This window comes from Methylobacterium sp. J-048 (genome assembly GCF_022829515.1).
Lineage (GTDB): Bacteria > Pseudomonadota > Alphaproteobacteria > Rhizobiales > Beijerinckiaceae > Methylobacterium.
In genome coordinates this window covers 1-21,932 of sequence record NZ_JAKSYL010000252.1, presented here as the reverse complement: position 1 = coordinate 21,932, position 21,932 = coordinate 1, and the positions used below count along the sequence as shown (strand labels likewise).

Here is a 21,932-nt window from a genome sequence, read left to right as displayed (position 1 = left end):
AACACACCGATGCGTACCGATTCGGATCGACACATCTCGGCAGGCCCTCTCGGCGACTTCTCGTGCCGGTCGATCCGGATCGAGAGCGCTCGCCGAGTGGCTCCGCGGCATGCAGTATGTCTCAAAAGGGGTGAAGGAAATGCCAAAGCGCGCGTGCGACGCATCGTGTGGCGGTGCGGTCATAGCCTGTAGAACGCGCGCCGGCTTAAGGTCGAAATCTCGCCTTCATCAAGACTGTACGGACGCTTCTCATGTCGGACCAGCATGATCCCATCAGCCATGTGGGCGAATGCGGCGGCTCTGTCATGCGAGCGTTCCGCGCCGGACATCGGCACGGCCGGGCGCGGCGCGGCCTCCTGCTCGGCTGTTCCCTCGCCGCGCTGGTTGCGCCTCTGGAGCCGGCGGGCGCTCAAAGCGTCACGAGACGCTCGCCCTCATTCCAGAGCCTGACGGCAGCGGATTTCGACACGCCCGAGTACCGGGCCGATTGGGGCCTCGCCCAGATCGACGCCGCGACCGCCTATGCACGCGGCTTCACCGGCCGCGGCGTGCTGGTGGCGGTCTACGATACCGGCATCGATCGGAATCATCCGGAATTCGCCGGGCGAATCTCGCCTGCGTCACGAAACTTCTTCTCGGCCCCCGGCATCATCTTCGATCCCGCTTTCGTCCAAGACACGCAGGGGCATGGCACGCACGTGTCGGGCACGATCGGCGCGGCCCGAGACGGCTTCGGCACCATGGGCGTCGCCTACGACAGCACGATCTTGACCCTCTACACGCTGCCGCCCTCCAGCGCGTCGAAGATCATACCGGACCTCGACGTGGATGGCTCCGGGGCCATAGACCACGCGACCCGGCAGGGCGCGAGGATCTTCAACGGCAGCTATGGGCCCGCATTGCCCCAACTCTACATCAGAGACGATCAGGGAAATCGGATTCCCAATCCGAATTACGTGGAACTTCAAGGTCAACAATACAGACTCGATCAAACGAAGAGCGAGTACGACGCGATCAAGAGGGCGGCCGACAGCGGCATGCTGCTCGTGTTCGCGGCCGGCAACGATCGCCGTGATCAACCCGTCATCTCCGTGAACCCGAGCGGGGCAGCTCTGTATCCCTATATTCGTCCCGGCAACGCGGACAGGGACGTCTACCAGTTCTACGATGATGCGGGTCACCCGATCGACCAGAGCTGGATCGACTTCTCGGGTGTCGCCGGCTCGATCGTTTCCGTCGTCGCCACCGACCGCAACAACGCGATCGCTTGGTTCAGCAATTGGTGCGGCGTCACCGCCGCTTGGTGCATTGCCGCGCCAGGGTTCAACATCCTCTCGACCGTCCCCGGCGGCTACGATCTCATGAGCGGCACCTCGATGGCGGCGCCGCACGTCGCAGGCGCGGCCGCGGTTCTGCGCCAAGCCTTCCCGTTCCTCACGGCGCCGCAGATCGCCCAGACGATGTTCACCACCGCCACCCCAATCGGGCCGGCCTACATCTACGGTTGGGGCCTGCTCAACCTCGGCAAGGCGATCGACGGGCCGGGCCAGTTCACCTCCACCTGGACGGTCGACACCCAGGGCTATTACGGCCGCTTCGCCAACGACATCTCCGGGCCAGGCGGCCTGATCAAGACCGGGGCCGGCATCCTCGATCTCACCGGCACCAATAGCTACGCGGGCGGCACCACCATCAACGGCGGCGTCCTCGGCGTGCTGGCCGACCGCAACCTCGGCGCGGCCAGCGGCGGCTTGAGCTTCGGCGGCGGCACCCTGGAGGTGCTGGCCGACGGCTTTGCCACCGCCCGACCGGTGACGCTGAACAGCACCGGCACGCTCCAGATCGATACCGGGACCTCCAGCTTCGCTGGTGTGATCGCGGACGGGACCGGGCCGGGCGCGCTGGTCAAGACCGGGCCCGGTACCGCCAGCCTGTCGGCAGCCAACACCTATACGGGCAGCACCCTGGTGGTGGCCGGCACGCTGGCGCTGACGGCGACCGGCAGCCTCGTCTCACCGATCACCGTCGGCACGGCCGGAATTTTCCTCAACGCCGGCACCGCCTCCGGCGGTTTGGCCAATGCCGGCTACACGACCAACACCGGCTCGATCACCGGCGGCGTGACCAATGCCGGCACGCTGACCAGCAGCGGCTGGATCTCCGGCGGCCTCGCGAATGCCGGCTACACCGCAAACACCGGCACGATCGGCGGCGGCGTGACTAATACCGGCATCCTCACCACCAGCGGCACGCTTTCCGGCGGCGTGATCAACACCGGGACCCTGGTCGCCAGCGCCGGCCGGGTCGACGGCGCGATCCGGAACGCCGCCGGCACCTTCGCGGTCACCGGCACGGTCGCCAGCGACGGCGCCTTCACCAACGCCGCCGGCGCCACCCTGGCGGTGGCGGGCGGCGGCGCCTACGGCCTGGCCGGCGCGCTCGGCAACGCCGGCACGGTCGCGGTCGCCTCCGGGGCGAGCCTGTCGGCCGCCGAGATCGGCAATGCCGGGCTGCTGGTCAGCGACGGCACCTTGAACGGCCCCGTGTCCAACACCGGCACCGCCCGCCTGTCCGGACAGCTCAATGGTGCCCTGAGCAACACCGGCGCCCTGCTGTTCACCGGCTCGATCACCGGGATCACCGCGCTTTCCACCTCCGGCCCGCTCGACCTCGGCGGCGGCGCGTTCAGCGTCGCGAACCTGTCCGGCTCGGCCGGAGCCGTCCTGGGCAACGGCCGGCTTACGGTCGGCAGCGCCGGCTCGTCGACCTATGCCGGCACCATCGTGGACGGCGGCAGCGCCACGACGCTGACCAAGGTCGGCACCGGCACGCTGAACCTCACCGGCTCCGGCCGCTTCTCCGGCCCGACCACGATCCAGGCGGGTACGCTGTCGCTCAACGGTTTCTGGACCTCGCCCGTCACGGTGGCGCAAGCCGGGACCCTGCGCGGCACCGGCACGGTCGCCGCCCCGGTGACGGTGGCCGGCGCCCTGCGGCCCGGCAACTCGCCCGGCACCCTGACGGTGGCCGGCCCGGTGAGCTTCGCCCCCGGCAGCGTCTTCGGGCTCGACATCGACGGGACCGGCACCGGCGCCGGAGCGGGCAATTATTCCCGCCTGCTGGCTCTCGGCCCGAGCGGCGCGGTGGCGGCCAACGGCCCCCTCGTGCCGAGCTTGCGCGGCATCACCGGCAATGCCGGCAACACCTTCACCCCGGCGCTCGGCCAGCGCTTCTCGGTGCTGGTGGCGCAGGCGGGTCTCGGCGGCTCGTTCAGCAGCCTGGCCCAGCCGGCAGCCGGCTTGGCCGCAGCCACACGCTTCGACGCACTCTACGGTACCACCGGCCTCGACCTGGTGGTGACGCCCGCCGCCTACGGCAACCTCGCCCCCCTGGGCCTGGCCCAGACCGGCAATGCCCGGGCGGTGGGCGCGGCCCTCGATTTGGCCCGGCCGGATGCCGGCACGCGGCCCGACGCGGCCCGGGCGCGGGTGTTCGATCCGCTCTACGCCGCCGCCCCCGCCACCCTGGCGGGTGGGCTCGCGAGCCTGTCGGGCCAGAGCTACGGCGATGCGTTGGTCGCCGACCTGACGGCGCGCCGGCTGGTCACCGCCACGATCGACCGGCACCTGACCCTCGGCGGCGGCGGCAGTGCCAGCTTCAGCGCCGGCGGCGCCGGGCTCGGACCCAACCGCACCGCGCTCGACCTGCGCGGCGGCGCGGGAGCCCCCGACCAGCCGCTGGCGACCGGCGAGGGCCGGATCTGGGCGGACGCCCTCTACGGCTTCGGCAGCCGCGGCGGCGACCGCGCCGCGGGCGGGGCGGATCTCGATGCCGGCGGCCTGCTGCTCGGGGTCGACCGTCAGGTCGGGCGCGACACGGTCGTGGGCGGCGCGTTCAGCTACCTGCGCGAGACCGGCGCGTCCCGGAACGGCGGGGCGGGCATCGGGCTCGGGACGTTCAGCGCCGACAGCTACGGCGGCACGCTCTACGGCCGCGCCCGGCTGGGCGCGGTGGTGCTGCGCGGCACGGCCGGGGGCGCCTATGCCGATGGCCGGGTCAACCGGACGGTGACGCTGGGCTCGGCGCTGGTGCGGGCCAGCGGCGCGCCCGGGGGGGCCGATCTCGGCCTGTCCGGATTTGCCGGCTATGCGATCGGCACCGGCCTGCCGGTGGAGTTCGTGCCGGAGCTGGGCTTCAGCTACGACCGGCTGAGCCGGGGCCGCGTGGCCGAGCGCGGCGGGCTGGCCGCGCAGGCCTTCACCACGGCGGCGCTCGAGAATGCGCGGCTCCTGGCCGGCGGCCGGCTCGCCAGCCTCGCGGTGGACGAGGCCGCGGGTCTGCGCCTCGAAGCCCGAGCGTACTGGGCGCACGAGCTGGCCGACACCGCGGCTCTGGTGCGCTCCAGCCTGTTCGGGGCGCCGTTTTCGACCCGCACGAGCGCGCTGGCCCAGGACGGGGCCGTGCTGGGCGTGAGCCTGTCCGGCCCGGTGGCGGAGGGCTTCTCCCTCTCGGCGAGCTACTCGGGCGAAGTCCGACCCGGCGCCAACGCTCAGGTCTTCTCTGCCGGCCTGCAGGCCGCTTGGTAAGCGGATTCCCGATCGCGGCGGCTTTCGGGTCGCGGCGATCGGAGGCTTTCGGGCGAAGGCTCAGGGTCCGTAGGGAGCCGTTCCGCCCCCATGTGCGCCACGTTCGGATTTGATGGGCACGGCACCGGTCGCCGGCCGCTTAACCATCTCGCCAGGCCCTCAGCGTGTAGTTTGATCACTAAGTACAACTCACGATTGTAATCAACAATGCGATCGGCGACCATCGGTCCGCACGTTTGCGTAAGGGTCGACATGAGAGCGATCGAGATCCGTTATCCCGCCAGGCCGAGCATCCCGATGTTTCGCGAAGCGATCACCGCGGCGGCGGCGATCGGCTTCCTGACTGGCGGCGGCATTCGGATGGTCACCGGCCTGGGCGATACCCGGCACGTCCTGATAGGCGCCCTGTATCTGCCGCTCGGGGCGATTGCGGCGGCCGTGCTGGCGGGCGTCGTCGTGAATCTGGTCGCGTTGCCGGCATTGAGCTTGACCCTATCCGGACGTCGGCTGCCGGCGAATGCCTACCGTGCAGCCGGCGCATTGTCGGGCGTTGCGGCCTTCGCGAGTGCCTTCCTGCAGTTTAGTCCGGTGGCGGCTTAGATCCGGGCGCTACGAGCGGGCTACCAACGTCGCGAGCCTTCCGCATCGAGGCGGTGAGCATGCTGGCGCGATGTTTCTCGTGAAACATCGGGTCTGGCTTTTTCCTCCCAGGATCATCGGCAGAGCCGCTCCGCGGCTCCGGCTCAGGCCGGACGGGTACGTGCAGGCATCAAGCGATCGGCCTCTCACCAAAGCCGGGCGTTCGGAGATCGAGACAAAGCCGTTCCGCCGATGGCGTGGTGCATGGGTATATCCCGGATCCGCCGCCCGCCGATCGTGATCGGCGCCGCAGCCTTTCACTTCGGGGTTGCGCCGACGGCGTCCGCCTGTTTCGAAGATGTCCCGCAATCTTCGGGGACACGTTTTGGCCACGCCACCGACCTCAAGCGCCCTGCGCCTCGCCATCATCGGCGGCGGTTTCACCGGCGCGGTCCTATGCATCCATGCTGTGCCGGCCTCAACGGGCCCTCTCGACATCACCGTGCTGGAGCCCCGGGCGGAGCTCGGGCGCGGCGTTGCCTACAGCACCCGAGACCATTCCCACCGCATCAACGTGCCGAGCGACCGTCTCGACATCGCCGCGGGCGAGTCCGGGGCCGCCACCGCTTGGCTGTACGCCCGTGGCGTCCTGCCCGATCCCGCCTGCGAGGACGAGACGGGTGCCTACGTGCCGCGGGCCGCGTATGGATCCTATATCGGCGCCGTCCTGGCTCAGACCCTCGCGACTTCGTCAGACCGTGTGCGCCTGCACCACCTGCGCACGACCGCTCAAGAGGTGCAGGCGGTGGACGGGGCGTGGATGATCGTCACCCGATCGGGTGAGCGGATCACGGCCGACCGCGTCGCCCTGTGCTTCGGTCACGCCACGCCTGCACGACCCTGCCGGCTCGGTCCCGGGGTCGCGGAATCTCGCCGCTTCGTCGCCGATCCCTGGGCAGCCCATGCGCTCGCCGGGATCGGACCGGACACCTCCGTTCTGGTGGTCGGCACTGGGCTGACCATGGCGGACGTGGTGACGAGCCTCGATGCCGGGGGTCATCGCGGCCCGATCACCGCGATATCCCGGCGGGGCCTCCTGCCGAAGGCCCACGGGATCTTCCGGATGGATCTCGATGTCGTCGGCGCACAGCCGCCCCGCACGGCGCTGGACCTGCTCCGGTTGGTTCGGCGGGAAGTCGCCGCGATCGATCCGGCCCTGGGCTGGCACCCGGTCGTCGATTCCCTGCGCGTCGCTCTGCCCGATCTCTGGTCCGGTCTGCCGGCCGCGGAGAAGCGGCGTGTCGTTCAACGTCTGCTGCCGTTCTGGGAGGTCCATCGCTTCCGCATCGCGCCGCAGATCGAAGCGGCGCTGACGCGCGCCCGGGCGGAGGGCCGCCTGACGGTGGAGCGGGCCGCCGTGACCGGCCTGGATCTCGGCCCGGACGGGCGGTTGGAGGCGGAACTGCGACCCAGCCGCGGCGAAACCGAGCGTCGCCGGTTCGACGCGGTGGTCTTGTGCACCGGGCCGGAGCGTGACGTTACCCGCAACCCACTGGTCGCCGCCCTGATCGCCGATGGGACCGCCAGCCTCGACGCGGTCGGTCTCGGCCTTGCCGTCGATCGCCTCAGCCGCGTGCTCGATGCCACGGGCCGGCCCCGGCCCGGCCTCTATGCGTTCGGGCCGATGACCCGGGGCAGCTTCGGCGAGATGACCGGCGCCCCCGACATCGCGCATCACATCGAGACCACGGTGGGCGGCCTGCTTGCCAACTAGATCTGAGGATCGATTACCCGTTCCGGTCAGGCATCGGTGCCGCCCTGACGGAGCGCGGCGGCGGCCTTCACGATGGACAGAACGCCGGTGCGCGTGGTCTGGTCGGGAATCGACCGGAACGCCGCCACGAGATCCATGATCTCGGGATCGTCGAAGAGGGCCTGGACGGGCTCAGCGCCTGCATCCATCGGCGACTTATCTGCGAAAAACGTTTCGACCGGCACCTTGAGCTGGTCCGCGATCATCTGGAGGCGGCTCGCGCCGACACGGTTGCGACCCTTCTCGTACTTCTGCACCTGCTGAAAGCTCACGCCGATCGCGTGACCGAGCGTCGTCTGGCTCAGGCCCTGCGCGGCCCGGAGGGCCGCGATGCGGCTCCCGATCGCGCGATCGGCGTCTGTCGCCAGCTTCGGTTTGGTCACGGTGGTCATGTCGAAACGGTCTCTCACGGCGTGGGGTCGAGGTCGACCACAATCCACAGGCTGCTTAACTGCATCGCGCACGATTGAGTTTCGCACCGCCATGCAACCCTCGCTTGTGCAACATGCATATCTTGGCCGTATCGGCGCGTCGATGCCACCGCGTCATCGCGTCGTCGACCGGAACGCGCGAAGTGTTGATCCGCAGCAGGCGGCCGGGACCGAGGATTGGCCTCGATCCCGAGGATCATCGGGCAAGATCGAACTCAACTTGGAATGGATCCAAGTTATATTAGAATTGATCTACAACATAGCGGTTGCTTCGACCAATACTCTGATGCCAACACGATCACGGCCGCGTGAGGCTGCGGTTTTCGTAGAGAGCACGGTCGTTTTTGTGCTCGCGTTAGAGGCATCAAGATGAACCGGTCCCGGGCTGAACCGACCTGGAGCGCAATCGAACGGTCGCTGGCCGGATCCCTGTATCTTGCGTTGCTTTCCACGACTTGTGCCATGATCGCGCCCGGCCCGGCCCGGGCGCAGCAGACCGCGCCCGCGACCGATATCGAGCTCTCCGAATTGAGCGTGACGGGCGAGGGAAGCGGCCGGATCCTCAACGGCGACCTGTACGGCGCCCGCGGAGCGGTCGGCGCGGTTCCCGGCTACGTCGCCAGCCGCAGCACGGTCGGCACGAAGACCGACACCCCAATCCTCGAGACGGCCCAATCCATCTCGGTCATCGGCCGCCAGCAGATCGAGGACCAGAACGCGCTGACGGTCACCCAGGCTTTGCGCTACACCCCGGGCGTCTTCGCCGAGTCGCGCGGCGGTGCCGGCTCGACCCGCCTGGAACTGTTCAACATCCGCGGTTTCACGGCCCCGGTCTTCCTGGATCAGATGGCGGTCATCGGTGGGCGCGACGCCAACACGTCGATCGACGTCTACCGTCTGGAGCGGATCGACATCATCAAGGGGCCGGCCTCGGTCCTGTACGGGCAGTCGGGCCCGGGCGGCATCGTCAACCTGGTCTCGAAGGTGCCGCAATTCGTCCACCACGGCGAGGTCTTCCTACAGGGCGGCGGTTTCAACGAGGTCCGGAGCGGCTTCGACGTCGGCGGCCCGATCGCGTCCGACATCCCGGGCCTGGCCGACCAGTTCGCCTACCGGGTGATCGGGCTCGGCTGGAACGGCGACGGGCCGGCCGCGACCACCAAGGTCGAGCGGGCCTTCATCAACCCGAGCATCACCTGGCGCCCATCCACCGACACGTCGCTCACCCTGATCGGCAATTACCAGCGTGATCCGTTCTCGGGCTTCTACGGCGGCTTTCCGGCGGTGGGCACCGTGTTCCCGCGCAATTTCGGCAGCGGCTTGTTCGGACGGCTGCCGGTGAATTTCTACGACGGCGATCGCAACATCGAGCGCTCCGACCGGACCCAGGCCTCGATCGAGTACCTGTTCGACCAGCGTATCGGCGAGAACCTGCGGTTCCACTCGGCCGGGCGCTACCTGCGCAACCAGGGCGACTACCGCAGCGTCTACGGCGCCTTCAACGACCGGAACGGCCCGACAGCCAGCGGGCCTCTCCTGGCGCGCTCGATCATCGGCACCAACGTGGCGGCCGAAGCCTACACGATGGACAACAACGTCATCGCCGAGTTCGATACCGGGTTCATCGCACACACGGCCCTGCTGGGCGTCGATCATCGGACCTTCAGCACCCGCACCAGCGGCACCCCGTTCCCGAGCGCCCCGGACCTCAACATCCTGGCGCCGAACTATGCCATGAACATCGCCTTCCCGGCCTTCAACACCACCGCGCGGGTCGATGCGCAGCAGACCGGCGTGTACTTTCAGGACCAGGCGAAGTTCGATCGGGTCGTGCTGACGCTCGGCGGGCGCTACGACGTCGCCCGCCAGACCGGCCCGACCCGCAGTTTTTCCGGAAACACCAGCACCTTGACGCTCCAGGACGCGCCCTCCGACGCCCTGACCTATCGCGCGAGTCTGCTGTACCAGTTCGACAGCGGCGTGGCGCCGTACGTGTCCTACAGCCAGGCCTTCGAGCCGATCGTGAGCGGGCGCGTGTTCGACAGCGCCTTCGGGTCGGTGGGCCGCGTGCCCGATCCGGTCCGCAGCGACCAGTATGAGGCCGGCATCAAGTATCAGCCGCCGGGCACCGACATCCTGCTGACCGCCGCAGTCTTCGACATCCGCCAGTCGAACCGGACCTCCGCGGATCCCCTGCGCCAGGGCTTCGTGGTCCAGACCGGCGAAGTCGGCGCCCAGGGCGTCGAGTTCGAGGCGCGGGCCAATCTGGCCGAGGGCCTGACGCTGATCGGCGGCGTCTCGCTCCTCGACATCCGCAACGTGCGAGATACCGGCAACACGACGAACGACCTCACCCGGCTGTCGGTGCCGCTCCAGGGGCGGCGCCCGGTACAGGTGCCGGACACGACGATCTCGCTGCTGGCGAACTACCGCTTTATCGACGGCCCCCTGCTGGGCCTCGGGATCGGTGGCGGTGTGCGCTATCTCGGCCCGTCCTGGGGCGATCCGGCCAACACCTTCCAGGTGCCGGAGAGCGTGGTGGTCGACGCGATCGCGTCCTATGACATGCGGCACTTCGCTCCGAGCCTGGCGGGCCTCACGGCGGAGCTGAACGTCCAGAACCTGCTCGACGAGCGCTTCGTCTCGAGCTGCCTCTCCTACTCGGCCTGCTTCTACGGCCTGCCGCGCACGGTCTACGGAACCCTGCGCTATCGCTGGTGAGATAGCCTGATGCGCAACAGCTTCCGGCAGTCGATGGCGTGGCTGCACGCCTGGTCCGGCCTGATCGTCGGCTGGGTGCTGTTTACGGTCTTCTTCACCGGGACCGCGAGCTACTACCGGATCGAGATCTCGCGCTGGATGCGGCCCGAACTCCAGGCCGTTGCCACGCTCGGCCCCGAAGCGACGGCCGCCGCCGTGGAGCGCGGCGTCGCCTACCTGCAGGCACAGGCGGGCGAGGCCCGGGCGTGGTCGATCACGCCGCCCCGCCCGGACCTGCCCCTGTTCGAACTGTTCTGGCGGACCGCGCCGGGCCAGCCGCCGAGCCGCGTCTTCCTCGATCCGGCGAGCGGCGCACCGGCGGCGGTCCGCGACACGCGGGGCGGAAATTTCCTCTACCGCTTCCATTTCGAGCTGAACATGGCGCCCCTCTGGGGCCGCTGGGTCGTCGGCATCTGCGCGATGATCATGCTGATGGCGCTGATCTCCGGCATCATCACCCATCGGCGGATCTTCGCCGACTTCTTCACCTTCCGGCGGGACAAGTCCGCCCAGCGCGGCTGGCTCGACGCCCACAACGTCACGGGCGTGCTCGCCCTGCCGTTCCACCTGATGATCACCTATACGGGGCTCGTCACCCTGTCGTTCCTGTACATGCCCTGGGGCGTGACCACGGCCTATCGGGGCGACACGCAGCGTTTCTTCGCCGAGGCCGGCCAGATCACCGCACCGCGCCCGCCCGCGGGCCGGCCCGGCACCCTGGCGCCCGTCGGCCCGATGCTGGCGCGCGCGCAGGAGACGATCCACGAGCCCCTGGAGCGGATCTCGATCGCCAACCCGAAGGACGCGAACGCCACCGTGGTGGTCGTGTTCGAGGAGCCGCACGGGCTCGCGCACGAGCATCCGCAGGTCGCCTTCGACGGCACCACCGGCGCCATCGTGGAGGTCCGGGCGGGCGGGTTGAAGCCGGCGGCCAAGACCTTCACCACGATGGTCGGCCTGCACGAGGCGCATTTCGCCGGGCCGGCTTTGCGGGTGCTGTTCTTCCTGTGCGGGCTCGCCGGCAGCGCCATGGTGGCCACGGGCCTGCTGCTGTGGTCGGTGGCGCGCCTGCCCAAAAAGGCCGGGACCGCCTTGCATCCGGGCCTGCGCCTCGTCCGGGGCCTCAACATCGCGACCATCGCCGGGCTTCCGGCGGCCATCGCGGGCTATTTCCTGACCAACCGGATCCTGCCGGTGGGGCTGCCCGACCGGGCGCTCTGGGAGATCCGCGGGTTCTTCGCCGTCTGGGTGCTGATCGCCGCGATCGGTCTGCTGCGTCCCCAGCGCCGGGCCTGGCCAGAGGTCCTGAGTGCGGCCGCCGCCCTGTACGCGGCCGCCGCCGCGGCCGATGGAGGGCGGATGCAGCGGGCCTACGGGGCGGGCGACCCGGTCGATCCGCTGTTCGTCGGGGTCGATCTCGTCCTGCTCGGCTTGGCGGCCCTCCTGCTCTTCGCCGCCGGCAAGGCCGCCCGCTCCTCCAACGGCACCCGGCCCGCGCGCTCCCGCAGCGCGCCCCGGCAGGCCTTGAGCGGCACCGCCGCCGAGTGATCTTGGTCGATCTGTCGCGTGCGGGGCCTTGGACGGCTCGGATTGTGCGAAGCGCCATCCCAGTTGCCGATGCCATCCTATGAACGAGCCTGTCCGGAGATGCCGGGCGCAATATAAAAGCGCGCGCTTCTCCCTTCCCCCCCCTCTGCGAAGGAGGGGGGCCCCCGAAGGGGGTGGTGACTCAACCCCGCTCCGCGCCCCTGGGAAACCGCTTCGCGAACCAGTCGCGCAGGAGCTGGCGCTCGTAATACAGGCCGCCGGTGGAGAAGCGTGGGTTGGATGTCAGCAGGAAGTTGATGTCCGTGACCGTATCCTCGCCCTGCGCGACGATGCGGCCGCCCCGGCGCAGCGCGTAGGCGAGACGGATGCGCGGCGGCGTGGCGTCGGTCACCACGCGGACGCCGGTCGGCGAGGCGAAGCCCGGGCGGTCGAACCCGGCGAGATCGATGTCGAGGACGGTGATGTCCAGGCGCTCGTCCGGGCGAAGCCGGGCCTGGCCGAGATCGACCAGGATCCGCGTCAGCTCGGCCAGCGTCACCCGGAGCGGCTGGCCCGAGGCGAAGCGGTTCTCCGCGTCGGTGAAGCGTTCCGGCGCGGCGTAGCGGACCTGCACCTCGGCAGCGGCCGGTGCGGCCGCCAGCAGCATCGCGGCCAGGACGAGGCCGGCCCCGGCTGCAGCGCGCTTGCTCATGTCGAACCCATCATCTCGCGTGTCCTGATCCGTGGTTGCGGCCGTGTGTCGCCGGGCCGGATGCCGGATCGCCGGGACCGGGGCAGACGAACGTCACGCACCAGGGAAAACCCTTTGAACGGCCATCCGTTTCCGCGCCTCGAGCGACGGGGGCCGGCCGCGCACACATGCAATCGACGGCTGTGGCGTCCATAGTCTCGCCGCGTTCCGGGCGCCACCTGTCGCCATCAGCCCGCGAGGGCAGCCCTTCATGGGAGCGCGCACCGCTTGCTCAACTCTTTCCTGGCGATCCTCACCGTCATCGCGGTCCTGGCCCTTACGGCCTTGTTCAAGCTGCCGCTCCTGCCGTTCCGCCTGGCCGGACGTCTGCTGCGGGGTCGTCCGGCGGTCGCCTGATCGGACCGCCCGGATCATCCCGCCGCGTCGATGACGAATTCCATGCCGCGGCCCGGCCCCTGATCGGCATAGTCGACGAGCGCCAGCCCGCGCTCGGCGAGGGTCTCTTCGACGATCGCGCGTTCCTTGCGCACCATCTGGCCGATCGCGAGGGGCGTGAGGCGCGGACTCACCCGCCGCAGCTGGTCGATCCCGATGCTCGCCGGCGTGCCGTCGCCCTCGGCGATCCGTGCCAGTGCCAGGCCCAGATCCCGCGCCTTGGTCTCCGCGGCGGATTTCGGCTTGAACGCCATCTCGGTGTCTCCCTATTCCTAATTTCCAAGCCGTCGCGTCTCACGCGGCCTGCACATCCACGTTCACGTCGACGAACGCCCGGATCCAGACGCGCCGCCCCTTGGCGTCGTAGACCTCGACCTGCCAGCCCAACCAGTCGAACCGCTCGACCCGCTCCATCAGCCCGAGGGCGACCCGCTCGGCATGGGCGCGCATCTGCGCCATGTTCGGCAAGCGCCGGCCCTTGAGATCGGTCACCAGCTCGTGCCCGTCCGTGCAGTGGAAGCGGTAGAGCCTCGTCGGCATCGGCCGTTCCTCGATCAATCGACAGCCCTCCGGAACAGTTCGCGGCCGCGGCATCGGGACAGCCGGCCGAACCGAACCCACGGATTTTGTTCGCTATATGTTCTAGTGCGAACGGGGTCCGGATGCACGCGTGACCGCACGAACCGGCTGTGGAGATCCGTCCTGCCGGTTGCGGCAATCGGCCTGATGCCGGGCGCGCGGTGCTGAAGTCCGCGCTAAGCCACGACCGGGATGCCCAATCAGGGTCGCGGTGCGCGGTCGGCGGGGCGAGCGAACCGATCCGTCGATCGAAGATGGGTCCTCGCCCCGGGCTCAGGCAGCCTTGCCCTTGCGCTTGGCCATGGCACCGGGCTGACCCAGTCCGATCGCCTTGGCGAGGGCGGAACGCTGCTCGGCGTAGCTTGGGGCGACCATGGGGTAATCGGCCGGCAGGCCGTAGCGCTCGCGGTAGCTCTGCGGGCTGAGACCGTTGGCGGCCAGATGCCGCTTCAAGGTCTTGTAGGTCTTGCCATCGAGGAAGCTCACGATCCCGTCCGGCTGGACCGATTTGCGGATCTGGGCGGGGCTCGGCTTGTCGACGGCGATGGCCGTGCTGGCCACGGCCGGCGCCGTGCCGGATTCCAGACTGGCGATTGCACCGTACACCCGAGCAATCAGCATCGGCAATTCGGTAGCCGGAACAGGATTGTTCGCGACATAAGCGGCAACAAGATCAACCGCCAGATCGGTGAAGTTGGAAGATTTCTCGTAGGATGCCACGCTCATATTGGTCCCTTTTGGTCGTGCAACACCCCCTTGTTGTTTCGGAACGACAAGAGATTCAACACACGAAATCCGGCTTTCAACGCTATTTTGTTCGCGCCGTCAGCCTCCTCGGCTGCACCGGAGCGAAATCTTAGCCAGCGGATCATCGGCTCTGCGCACCAATCGGAGGGCCGAACAGGAAACGGCCGGGACGCAGGTCCCGGCCGCCGAAGGACAGATAAGGTGCTCCGGCAAGTACCGGTCGCCTGCAGCGATCGATCAGAGGCTTGTGGTGCCCGGATAGGTCCGGACCCGAGTCCGACCATCCGTCGCTCCTGCGACCGGGGCGCCGGCCGCGGGAGCCGGAGCCTCCCAGCCGTCAGCACGCCAGGCACTGGTCTTCTGGTCGAGATCGACCGAGCCGTGCTCCTCGAGAACGTCCATGATCATCGGCACCATCGTGGTGCGTGCGTCGTCGACGCGGACGGTGACGAGGGTCCCGCCCCGACGGACGCCCTCGCCGTAGGCATGCGCGTCCGTTTCGCTGACGCCGGCACCGGTCAGGGCCCCGCCCAGTCCGCCCGCCGCCGCGCCGATCCCGGCGCCCGTCAGCGTGGCGACCAGCCAGCCTGCGGCCACGACCGGCCCGACGCCCGGGATCGCGATCAACCCGAGACCCGCCAAGAGGCCGGCCGCGCCGCCGACCACGGTGCCGAGCGTGGCGCCGGTGCCGGTGCCATCCTTGGCCTTCTCCTTGGTGTCGGCGCTGACATGGATCCCGTCCGTCGCCGTGCGGCCGGCGTGACGGTCGCCCTCATTGTTGCTGACGAGGCTGATGTCGCCGTGCGGGATGCCGCCGGCCTCGAGCTTGCCGACAGCCGTGCTGGCATCCTCGTAACGGTCGTAGAGGGCCGTAATGGTTTGCTGAGTCATGAGAAATCTCCTGTGTGCAGGGCGAGAGGCGCAGGCCGCGGATCACTGCGCCGACACGTTGCCCTTGAAATCGAGGCCGACCTTGACCTGCTTGCCGCCCTGCGCGGCCGTGCCGCGCCAGATGCCGTCCTCGTCCTTCATGAGGTTCTTGGCGTCCGCGTAGCCGGACTTTTCGAGGCGCGAGCGGGCCTCACCCTCGGTGAAGCTGTTGGCACCCTTCTCCAACTGGACGTTGGCATGAGCCGCGGTGCCGCCGCCGTCGGGGGTCATCTTGTCGGTGTTGGGCCGGGTAACGCTGTCCTGCCCGCCGGATTGCTGGCTCGTCTTGGCGTCGGGGGCAGCCGGCGTACCGGTCACCGTGGTCTGGGCGAGGGCGCTCGACCCGAACAGCGTGACGACGACGAGGGCAGCCAAGGGGGTACGCATGATGGTCTCCGTGGATCATTCCCGACCCCATCAATCCCCCTGGCGTGACATACGTTCCACGATTTAGAGATCTACAGAACAAGATCTAATTTTGCAGACGCTAAAACCCGTTTGGTTCCGAAAAATATTAGAATTATATCCACGAATAAGCGCAGGCTTCCCAAGTTCGTCGGCTCGGGGCGGCCGCCAGTGCGGCGGCCGCCGAAACGGATTACGTGTCATCCGGCGCCGTAGCCGCCCTTGCGGTTGTCGGGCCGGGGCACGGGCGGGCGCGTGTCGTAGCCGCCGCTCTCCGGGGCCGCATCGACCGACGCTTCGGGACTGCCCGGCGCGTGCGGGCCGCTCCCGCCCGCGCCGGGGTCGGGCGTCTTCACTGCCCCCGCCGGTCGGGCCGGCGGCACCGTGCCCAAGGCTTCGCGCGCCGCGTCGACATCCTGTCCCATGTGATCCTCCTGGGTGATCCGTGGAGGGCCAAGACGGGAGGACCGAGGCATGTTCCCGCGCGCGATCCCCGCCCGGGCGCATTCATGATCGTCCGGGCGTGAGCGGGCCGTTCAGCGATCGCCGCTGGTTCGCGCGATCGCGCAACCAAGGCTCATCAGCAGCACATCCGCGGCGGCGCGAACCTCGGCCGGCGTATCGGCGTCGAGCGTGCGCTTCAGCGCGATGGCCAGGTCGGCGGCCCGCTCGAGGGAATCGACCGGCGCCGACCCGTCGCTCAAGACGTAGCGCTCGCTGCCGTGATGCATCTCGGTGATGTCGATGATGATGCCGCGGGACCGGACCGGACGCCCGTTCGGATCCAGAAACGTGCGCCCGCGGCTGAGCAGCCACCGCACCATGCCGTCCTGCGCGACGACCCGGTACTCCGCGATCGCGAGCCCGCCGGACTTCGAGGCTTGCTGGACATGATCGAGCAGCCAGGCATGGTCCGCGGGATGGACGGCGCCCATGGCGGCGGCGGCGTCGAGTTCGACCTCGGCCAGCGCGGGATCGCCGGCCAGCAAGCGCGCCGCACCGGCATCGTACACCACGACGTGACGGACGATGTCCCAGTCCCAGACACCGACCACGCAGGACGCTTCGAGCGCAGCGCGCAGCCGGTCGAGCGGTTCACTGAAGCCGTCGATCGCGTTGACCGGCGTCTTCGAGCGCTGTCCCATCGTGTTGATCCCGCTTGGCCGCGTCAGGACGATTTGGTGCGGGAGCGTACCATTTCTTCCGGGATCCTGTCGAAAATTTCATGATCGGATCGGGACGCATTCATGCCGCAGGGCCGTTGGAACGGCAGGCCCCATTGCGGGGGCCCGCACAAGTGATCCCAAGCCGCGTTGAACCGATCATGTGTGACGATTCCAAACCGTCGGGCACGCCAGACCGAACGACCTCGCCCGGAAGCCCGCTGAGCGCGATTGCGCGGGCCCTGGGCGTTCCGGTTTCAAGCTTCTTCGGATCGGGCACGGATGCGGCGGTGCCGAGGGACGACGACACGCAGGACGTCGCGATCCTCCTCGATCTGGTGCGGGCCTACCTGCTGGGGGCCAGCCCCGAAACGCGCGCCCGCTTCGTCGCGCGCGTGGCGGCTATGGCGGAATCCCTGCCCCCGTAACGCCGCGCGGCGCTTCCGATCAGGTCCGTCTCGCGCTCAGGCGCGGACCCATCATGTCGCGCCGGACGATCTCGATCGACCAAGCCCGGAGCAGGTGACCGAACACCTCGGAGAACGCCTCATGGCCGGAAATCCGCCAGAGATGCGGCGCCCATCCGCCGAGCGGCAGCAGAGCCCCGGCGATCGACGCAGAAGCTCATGCGCGGGCACGACTTCGGCGACGACCGCAAGCGCGCCGCGATGTCGGGTGTCTCGGCCGGCGGAAGCGCGGGGCCTCAGGGCTGCGTCCGGGCCTGCGACGCGGCGATCTGCATGAGTTCGGCCATGCTGCCGACGCCGAGCTTGGACCGCAGCGCGGCCGTGGCGTTGACGACGCTGCGGTAGTTGAGCGTCAGGATCCCGGCGATCTCGTCGTAGGATTTGCCCTTCCCGATCAGCACCAGGATCTGCATCTCCCGGCTGCTCAGGTTCGCCAGCGGCCGGTCGTGAGCACCGGCATTCAGCATCGCGATCTCGATGGCGATGTCGTGGGGCAGATAGGAGCGGCCGTTGGCGACCGCTTCCAGCGCATCCAGGAAGGACGCGGCTGGCGCATCCTTGACCACGAAGCCCAGGGCTCCGCATTCCAGCACGCGGGCGACGATGACCGGGTCGCGGTGCATGCTGAGCGCGAGGATCCGCGCGCCCGGCGCCAGCGCGCGGATCCGGCGGATCAACGACAGGCCGGACAGGCCATCGTCCCGGAAGCTCAGGTCGGTCACCACCACGGAAGGCCGGTGGCGGTGGAACGTGCGGTAGGCGCCGACGATGTCGCGGGCCTCGTGGACACGCGCGATCCCGGCCTCCTCGGCGAGCAGCCGGAAGCCCTGGAGGACGATCGGGTGATCGTCGACGATCAGCAGGTCGCGCGGCCGGGCGGACTGCCGGGACGCGGGCTCGGCCAGGCGCGGCGCGGCGCTCATGGCGGGCTCCTCATGGCGGGGCCCTCATGGCGGGGTCCTCATGGAGACTCCCCCGTACTGAGGCCGGGCGCGAACCTATCGGCGAGCAGCGCCAGGGCGGCGGCATGGTCGACGCCCCGGGCGCGGGTGTTGAAGTAGTGCTGGCACATCTCCCCGTAGAGGCTCTTGTGGCGGCCCCGCCGGGCCGCGACCGTGCTGAACCCGGTGAGCAGCCGCGCGTATCGCTCGGTCCTGCCGATCTCGGCCAGCATCAGCCCGAGCTGGGCCGTGCGATTGGCGATCATCCGCGGATCCTCGATGAAGCCGGCCTTGGCCTCCGTGAGCGCCTCCTGCATCGTCCGGACGGGTTCGGTCCCGGCCGGCAGCGGGTGGCCGACCTCCCGGCCGGCGAGCCAGCGGGCCGGGTCGGTCCCGTCCGTGGGCGACAGCCAGGCGGGCAGCTCGGTCTCCGAGGTCCGCGCCACCACCGCCTGGCCCTCCTCCGAGCCGGAGTCCTGGGGTCGGTCGCAGGCGGCGAGCAACAGGCTGCCAACCATCTGGCCGGCGAGGATCAAACTGGCGAGCGCCCGCCTCACCGGCCGGCCTCCCCGATAGCCGGCTGATCCGCCACCAGGGTGCGCGGCCCCTCGGCCACCGGGATCCGACCCGTCTCCCTCAGCGTCGCGAGATCGATGACGGAGACGTCGTCGGAGAACCAGTTGGCCACGTAGGCACGGTCGCCGAGGATCGCCACGCCCTCGGGATAGCGCCCGACCGGCACCGTGGCGGCGACGGCGAGCGCCTCCGCGTCGACGATCGAGACGGTGCCGGCATGCTGGTTAGTGACGACCACGCGCCGCCCGTCCGGGCTGATGGCGACGCCGTAGGGGCTCGCCCCGACCGGCACCGTCGCGACGGGCTTGAGCGCGCCGGCATCAATGACGCTGAGGTCGTTGCTGCGCACGTTGGCGACGTAGACCCGGTCGCGGACCGGGTCGTAGGCCAGGGCGAAGGGTCCGTCGCCGACCGGGATGCCGGCGATCCGCGCCATCCGGGCGGTGTCGACCACGCCGACGCTGCGGCCCTCGCGTTCGGCCACGTAGAGCCGGCCGTTGGCGCCGAGGGTGAGCCCGGCCGGGTCGCGCCCGACCGCGACTTCGGCCTCGACCGCGCCGGTCTCGGCCGAGAGGCGCAGCACCCGGTTGCCGGACCAGTCGCCGACATAGAGGCTGCGTCCGTCCGGATCCGCCGCGAGCCCGAAGGGCTGGCCGGGGACAGGCCATTGCCGGCTCGCCCCGTCGGCGGCGATCACCGTGATCGCGCGGCCGTCCGGATGGCTGAGATAGAGCCGCCCGCCGGGAGCGGCCGTCACCACGGCCGGGGACGAGGCTACCGCAACCGCGGCGCCAACCTCTGCGACTCGCGCGCCGTCCGGCCGCTCGATCCGGGTGGCGCGGGCGCCCTGCTGGCTCGCGACCCAGACGGAGCCCGCCGCCGCCGGCCCGGCGGCGAGCGCGAGACTCACGACCCAGACGAGGCGCCGCGCGAACCTCATCGCTGCGGCCCGCTCTCCAGCTTCGCCTTCAGGCCCTTGAGGCCCTCGGCGAAGTAGCGGTTCATCGCCTCCTTGCCGGCTTCGTCGTTCAGGTTCTCGGGCGGCTCGTTGCCGGTATCGCCCCGGTAGAAGCGGCCCATCCACTCGACCTTCGCGCCCTCGCCGTCCGGCGTCACCGTGACGGTCGCGGAGTAGGACGAGACCGGCAGGGCGTCGAGATCGGGGTCGGACATACGGTATGAGTAGGTCCGCTCGGCCCCCTTCCATTCGTCGAGGCCCTCGACCAGGGTGCCGCCGCGCTTCAGCGTGACCTTGCGGACGGCGCCCGCGCCGTCGCCTCCCGTCGCCTCGACCTTGGCCACGTCCGGATGCCAGGCGCCGATGCCGCCGAACGGACCGACCACCTTCCAGACCGCGTCCGGGGTCGCCCGGATCGTGATGGTCTGGTCGACTTTTTGAGGGGTTGGCCCGTGGGCCAAGGCCGTGCCGGCGGCGAACAGGATGGCGAGGGTGGCGAGGACGCGACGCATGGTCAGGCTTTCCGGAAACGCAGGCGGTAGGTGGAGGTGAACGGGGTGATGCGGCGGCCAAGGCCGCGCAGGGGCTCCGCCAGCAGGGTACCGAGCATGAGGGCGAGTGCCAGGACGCCCAGCGCGGGGCGCGGGTCGATCCGGCCCGGCAGCGGACGCGGCGTCCCGGCCGCGATCAGGGGCCGGTCGAGCCCGCCCGGCCCGTCGAGATGCGCGTAGGCGAGGCCCGTGGCGGCGGCGAGCTGCTTCAGGTGGCCCTCGCGCACCGACGAGAGGTGCTCGCTGCCCTGGGCGGCGGCGGCGCCGAACGGGGCGTTGCGGGGATTGTAGCCGGCGCGGGATTCGGCATCGGCCGGCGGCGGCCCGAACCGGTTCTCCTGCTGCACGTCGGTCTCGGCGTAAAAACCGCTCTCGCGGCCGCGATCGTCGAATTTCGGGATCGGCGACAGGCCGTAGGCCCCGGCGCCGACGATCAGGCCGCGCACCGCCCCCGGCTTGCCCTCGAAGGGCGGCACCTGGCCGGCGGGGAGCGGCGGCGTCTCCTGGCCGTCGGTGACGAACAGCAGGTCCGTGCCGAGCCCTGCCGCCATCTCGATCGCCCGGTAGAGGCCGGCGCTGATCCGGCTGTCGCCCTCCCAGGCCATCCGCCAGTCGAGGGCGGCCAGGGCGCCGTCCAGTGGCGCGAAATCGGCGCAGACCTCCACGGGCTCGAACAGCAGGAACGGTTTTCGCTCGGTGAACAGCGCCAGCGCGACCCGCGAGCCGCAGGGCAGGTCCGCCACCAGCCGGCGCAGGGCCGCCTTGGCGGTGTCCAGCCGGCTCGCCGGACGGCCGTCGGCCGCGTAGTCGCGCACGTTCATCGAACCGGTGATGTCCACCACCGCCAGCACGGCCACGCCCGCGCGCGTCACCGGCAGGGCCGGTACCACCAGGGCGGCGATGACCAGCGCCAACGCGAGGGCCAGGGCCTGGAAGCGGCGCCCACGCAGGTTGCGCGCGAGCGGCAGGCTTTTCAAAACCGTTTGCTGGCTCATGGGCCACCTCGGGGCTGCCCGGGGATGTCGGTCCAGATCTGCTTCGGCTCGGTGCGCAATTCGTCGCCGCTGGCGCGGTCGAACTCCGGAAAATCGCGGATCAGCCGCGAGGCGACGTCGAGGTTGAACTTCGCGTCCCAGAAATCCGGCCGGTCGCGCAGCGCCCGGCGGTAATCCTGGCGGGCCAGGGTCACCTGGGGGCCGGCCTTGTCGAGGGCGCCGCGGGTCAGGAGCCCGAAGGCCTCGCGCATCCTTGCGTTGGCGACCCGGTAGCGAGCGCGGGACGCGGCGTCGGAGGCGCCCGCCCGGTCGAGGGCGGCGACCAGCGGCTCGGTCTCCTCCAGCCGCCCGTGCCCGGCGAGGTAGCCGACCCGCACCACCAGGACAGGCGCCGGCGCCCCCGCGCCCACCTCGAGATCTGTGCCGGCCTCAAGCGCCGCGATGCTCCGGTTGGCCGCATCCGCCCGCCAGGCGGACACGCCGAAGCCCAGGGCGGCCAGGCCAAACAACACCGGCAGGGCGAGGAGGAGCCGCGGCCGGAGCCGGCCCCAGAGGCGGCGATCGGACTCACGCATGGCTGGACAGGGCACGGATGCCCTCTCGCATGAGAGCTACGGTGTTCACGCGCCGGCTTGCGAAAGCCGCAACGCGCCCCCTCTCCCGTGCGGGCGAGGGGACCCGCGCCTCTCCGGGATACGTGCGCACTCTCCTCCCCCTTGCGGGGAGGAGTTGGAGGTGGGGGTGGTTCAGAAGGCACCGCTGCGCCTCATCCGGAAC

At 69.9% G+C, this 21,932-nt stretch carries 22 protein-coding genes; 7 read left to right on the top strand and 15 right to left on the bottom strand.

Annotated features, from left to right (window positions below):
• Positions 1 to 305: 305 nt before the first annotated feature.
• The 3 genes from MKL09_RS25615 to MKL09_RS25605 all read left to right on the top strand — a co-directional run bounded on the left by MKL09_RS25615 (position 306) and on the right by MKL09_RS25605 (position 6,939).
• Positions 306 to 4,586 (top strand): S8 family serine peptidase, encoded by a 4,281-nt coding sequence (locus MKL09_RS25615; RefSeq protein ID WP_279606127.1) that lies wholly within the window; start codon positions 306 to 308, stop codon positions 4,584 to 4,586.
• Positions 4,587 to 4,838: 252 nt separating this feature from the next.
• Positions 4,839 to 5,186: a hypothetical protein gene (locus tag MKL09_RS25610; RefSeq protein WP_244024835.1), complete on the top strand. Its 348-nt coding sequence runs from the start codon at positions 4,839 to 4,841 to the stop codon at positions 5,184 to 5,186.
• Positions 5,187 to 5,550: 364 nt separating this feature from the next.
• The gene (locus MKL09_RS25605; RefSeq protein ID WP_244024834.1) at positions 5,551 to 6,939 is read left to right on the top strand and encodes an FAD/NAD(P)-binding protein; all 1,389 of its coding nucleotides are present in this window, start codon (positions 5,551 to 5,553) and stop codon (positions 6,937 to 6,939) included.
• A gap of 26 nt (positions 6,940 to 6,965) precedes the next feature.
• Here the strand turns inward: MKL09_RS25605 and MKL09_RS25600 are convergent, their stop codons facing one another.
• Complete coding sequence (locus MKL09_RS25600; protein ID WP_244024833.1) at positions 6,966 to 7,370, bottom strand: helix-turn-helix domain-containing protein; 405 nt, start codon at positions 7,368 to 7,370, stop codon at positions 6,966 to 6,968.
• 408 nt (positions 7,371 to 7,778) lie between these two features.
• Between MKL09_RS25600 and MKL09_RS25595 the strand changes: the two genes are divergently transcribed.
• Both MKL09_RS25595 and MKL09_RS25590 read left to right on the top strand, forming a co-directional pair.
• On the top strand, positions 7,779 to 10,130 hold the full coding sequence (locus MKL09_RS25595) for a TonB-dependent siderophore receptor (RefSeq protein WP_409566988.1): 2,352 nt from the start codon (positions 7,779 to 7,781) through the stop codon (positions 10,128 to 10,130).
• Between the two features lie 9 nt (positions 10,131 to 10,139).
• Positions 10,140 to 11,717, top strand: a complete 1,578-nt coding sequence (locus tag MKL09_RS25590) for a PepSY-associated TM helix domain-containing protein (RefSeq protein WP_244024831.1) — start codon at positions 10,140 to 10,142, stop codon at positions 11,715 to 11,717.
• 181 nt (positions 11,718 to 11,898) lie between these two features.
• Here MKL09_RS25590 and MKL09_RS25585 read toward each other — a convergent pair whose 3' ends face one another.
• Positions 11,899 to 12,408 carry a DUF3016 domain-containing protein gene (locus tag MKL09_RS25585; RefSeq protein WP_244024830.1) on the bottom strand — a complete coding sequence of 170 codons (510 nt, stop codon included), beginning with the start codon at positions 12,406 to 12,408 and terminating at the stop codon, positions 11,899 to 11,901.
• A gap of 267 nt (positions 12,409 to 12,675) precedes the next feature.
• Between MKL09_RS25585 and MKL09_RS32125 the strand changes: the two genes are divergently transcribed.
• Positions 12,676 to 12,804 carry a hypothetical protein gene (locus MKL09_RS32125; RefSeq protein WP_279606126.1) on the top strand — a complete coding sequence of 43 codons (129 nt, stop codon included), beginning with the start codon at positions 12,676 to 12,678 and terminating at the stop codon, positions 12,802 to 12,804.
• A 14-nt stretch (positions 12,805 to 12,818) separates the two neighbouring features.
• Here MKL09_RS32125 and MKL09_RS25580 read toward each other — a convergent pair whose 3' ends face one another.
• The 7 genes from MKL09_RS25580 to MKL09_RS25550 all read right to left on the bottom strand — a co-directional run bounded on the left by MKL09_RS25580 (position 12,819) and on the right by MKL09_RS25550 (position 16,649).
• Entirely contained in the window at positions 12,819 to 13,097 is a 279-nt protein-coding gene (locus tag MKL09_RS25580) for an adenylosuccinate synthase (protein WP_244024829.1), read from the bottom strand.
• Positions 13,098 to 13,137: 40 nt separating this feature from the next.
• Positions 13,138 to 13,383, bottom strand: coding sequence for a DUF6894 family protein (locus MKL09_RS25575; RefSeq protein WP_244024828.1), 246 nt, complete (start codon positions 13,381 to 13,383; stop codon positions 13,138 to 13,140).
• 312 nt (positions 13,384 to 13,695) lie between these two features.
• Positions 13,696 to 14,148 (bottom strand): MucR family transcriptional regulator, encoded by a 453-nt coding sequence (locus MKL09_RS25570; RefSeq protein WP_244024827.1) that lies wholly within the window; start codon positions 14,146 to 14,148, stop codon positions 13,696 to 13,698.
• Between the two features lie 258 nt (positions 14,149 to 14,406).
• Positions 14,407 to 15,060 (bottom strand): hypothetical protein, encoded by a 654-nt coding sequence (locus MKL09_RS25565; protein ID WP_244024826.1) that lies wholly within the window; start codon positions 15,058 to 15,060, stop codon positions 14,407 to 14,409.
• Positions 15,061 to 15,102: 42 nt separating this feature from the next.
• Positions 15,103 to 15,486 carry a hypothetical protein gene (locus MKL09_RS25560; protein ID WP_244024825.1) on the bottom strand — a complete coding sequence of 128 codons (384 nt, stop codon included), beginning with the start codon at positions 15,484 to 15,486 and terminating at the stop codon, positions 15,103 to 15,105.
• Positions 15,487 to 15,704: 218 nt separating this feature from the next.
• Positions 15,705 to 15,929 carry a hypothetical protein gene (locus tag MKL09_RS25555; protein WP_244024824.1) on the bottom strand — a complete coding sequence of 75 codons (225 nt, stop codon included), beginning with the start codon at positions 15,927 to 15,929 and terminating at the stop codon, positions 15,705 to 15,707.
• Positions 15,930 to 16,040: 111 nt separating this feature from the next.
• Positions 16,041 to 16,649 carry a PAS domain-containing protein gene (locus MKL09_RS25550; protein WP_244024823.1) on the bottom strand — a complete coding sequence of 203 codons (609 nt, stop codon included), beginning with the start codon at positions 16,647 to 16,649 and terminating at the stop codon, positions 16,041 to 16,043.
• Between the two features lie 179 nt (positions 16,650 to 16,828).
• Between MKL09_RS25550 and MKL09_RS25545 the strand changes: the two genes are divergently transcribed.
• On the top strand, positions 16,829 to 17,095 hold the full coding sequence (locus MKL09_RS25545; RefSeq protein WP_244024822.1) for a hypothetical protein: 267 nt from the start codon (positions 16,829 to 16,831) through the stop codon (positions 17,093 to 17,095).
• Between the two features lie 275 nt (positions 17,096 to 17,370).
• On the opposite strand, the gene MKL09_RS25540 is transcribed toward MKL09_RS25545, so the two are convergent.
• From MKL09_RS25540 to MKL09_RS25515, 6 genes are read right to left on the bottom strand one after another with little or no spacing between them, the layout of a single operon-like run.
• Entirely contained in the window at positions 17,371 to 18,057 is a 687-nt protein-coding gene (locus MKL09_RS25540; protein ID WP_244024821.1) for a response regulator transcription factor, read from the bottom strand.
• A 38-nt stretch (positions 18,058 to 18,095) separates the two neighbouring features.
• On the bottom strand, positions 18,096 to 18,632 hold the full coding sequence (locus MKL09_RS25535; RefSeq protein ID WP_244024820.1) for an MxaH protein: 537 nt from the start codon (positions 18,630 to 18,632) through the stop codon (positions 18,096 to 18,098).
• A complete protein-coding gene (locus MKL09_RS25530; protein ID WP_244024819.1) occupies positions 18,629 to 19,591 on the bottom strand; it encodes a YncE family protein in 963 nt (320 codons plus the stop codon). The genes MKL09_RS25535 and MKL09_RS25530 overlap by 4 nt, the downstream gene beginning before the upstream one ends.
• Positions 19,588 to 20,121, bottom strand: coding sequence for an SRPBCC family protein (locus MKL09_RS25525; protein ID WP_244024818.1), 534 nt, complete (start codon positions 20,119 to 20,121; stop codon positions 19,588 to 19,590). The genes MKL09_RS25530 and MKL09_RS25525 overlap by 4 nt, the downstream gene beginning before the upstream one ends.
• A gap of 2 nt (positions 20,122 to 20,123) precedes the next feature.
• The gene (locus tag MKL09_RS25520) at positions 20,124 to 21,155 is read right to left on the bottom strand and encodes a vWA domain-containing protein (protein ID WP_244024817.1); all 1,032 of its coding nucleotides are present in this window, start codon (positions 21,153 to 21,155) and stop codon (positions 20,124 to 20,126) included.
• Positions 21,152 to 21,730 (bottom strand): MxaK protein, encoded by a 579-nt coding sequence (locus tag MKL09_RS25515; RefSeq protein ID WP_244024816.1) that lies wholly within the window; start codon positions 21,728 to 21,730, stop codon positions 21,152 to 21,154. Before MKL09_RS25515 ends, MKL09_RS25520 begins: the two co-directional genes overlap by 4 nt.
• Positions 21,731 to 21,932 lie beyond the last annotated feature (202 nt).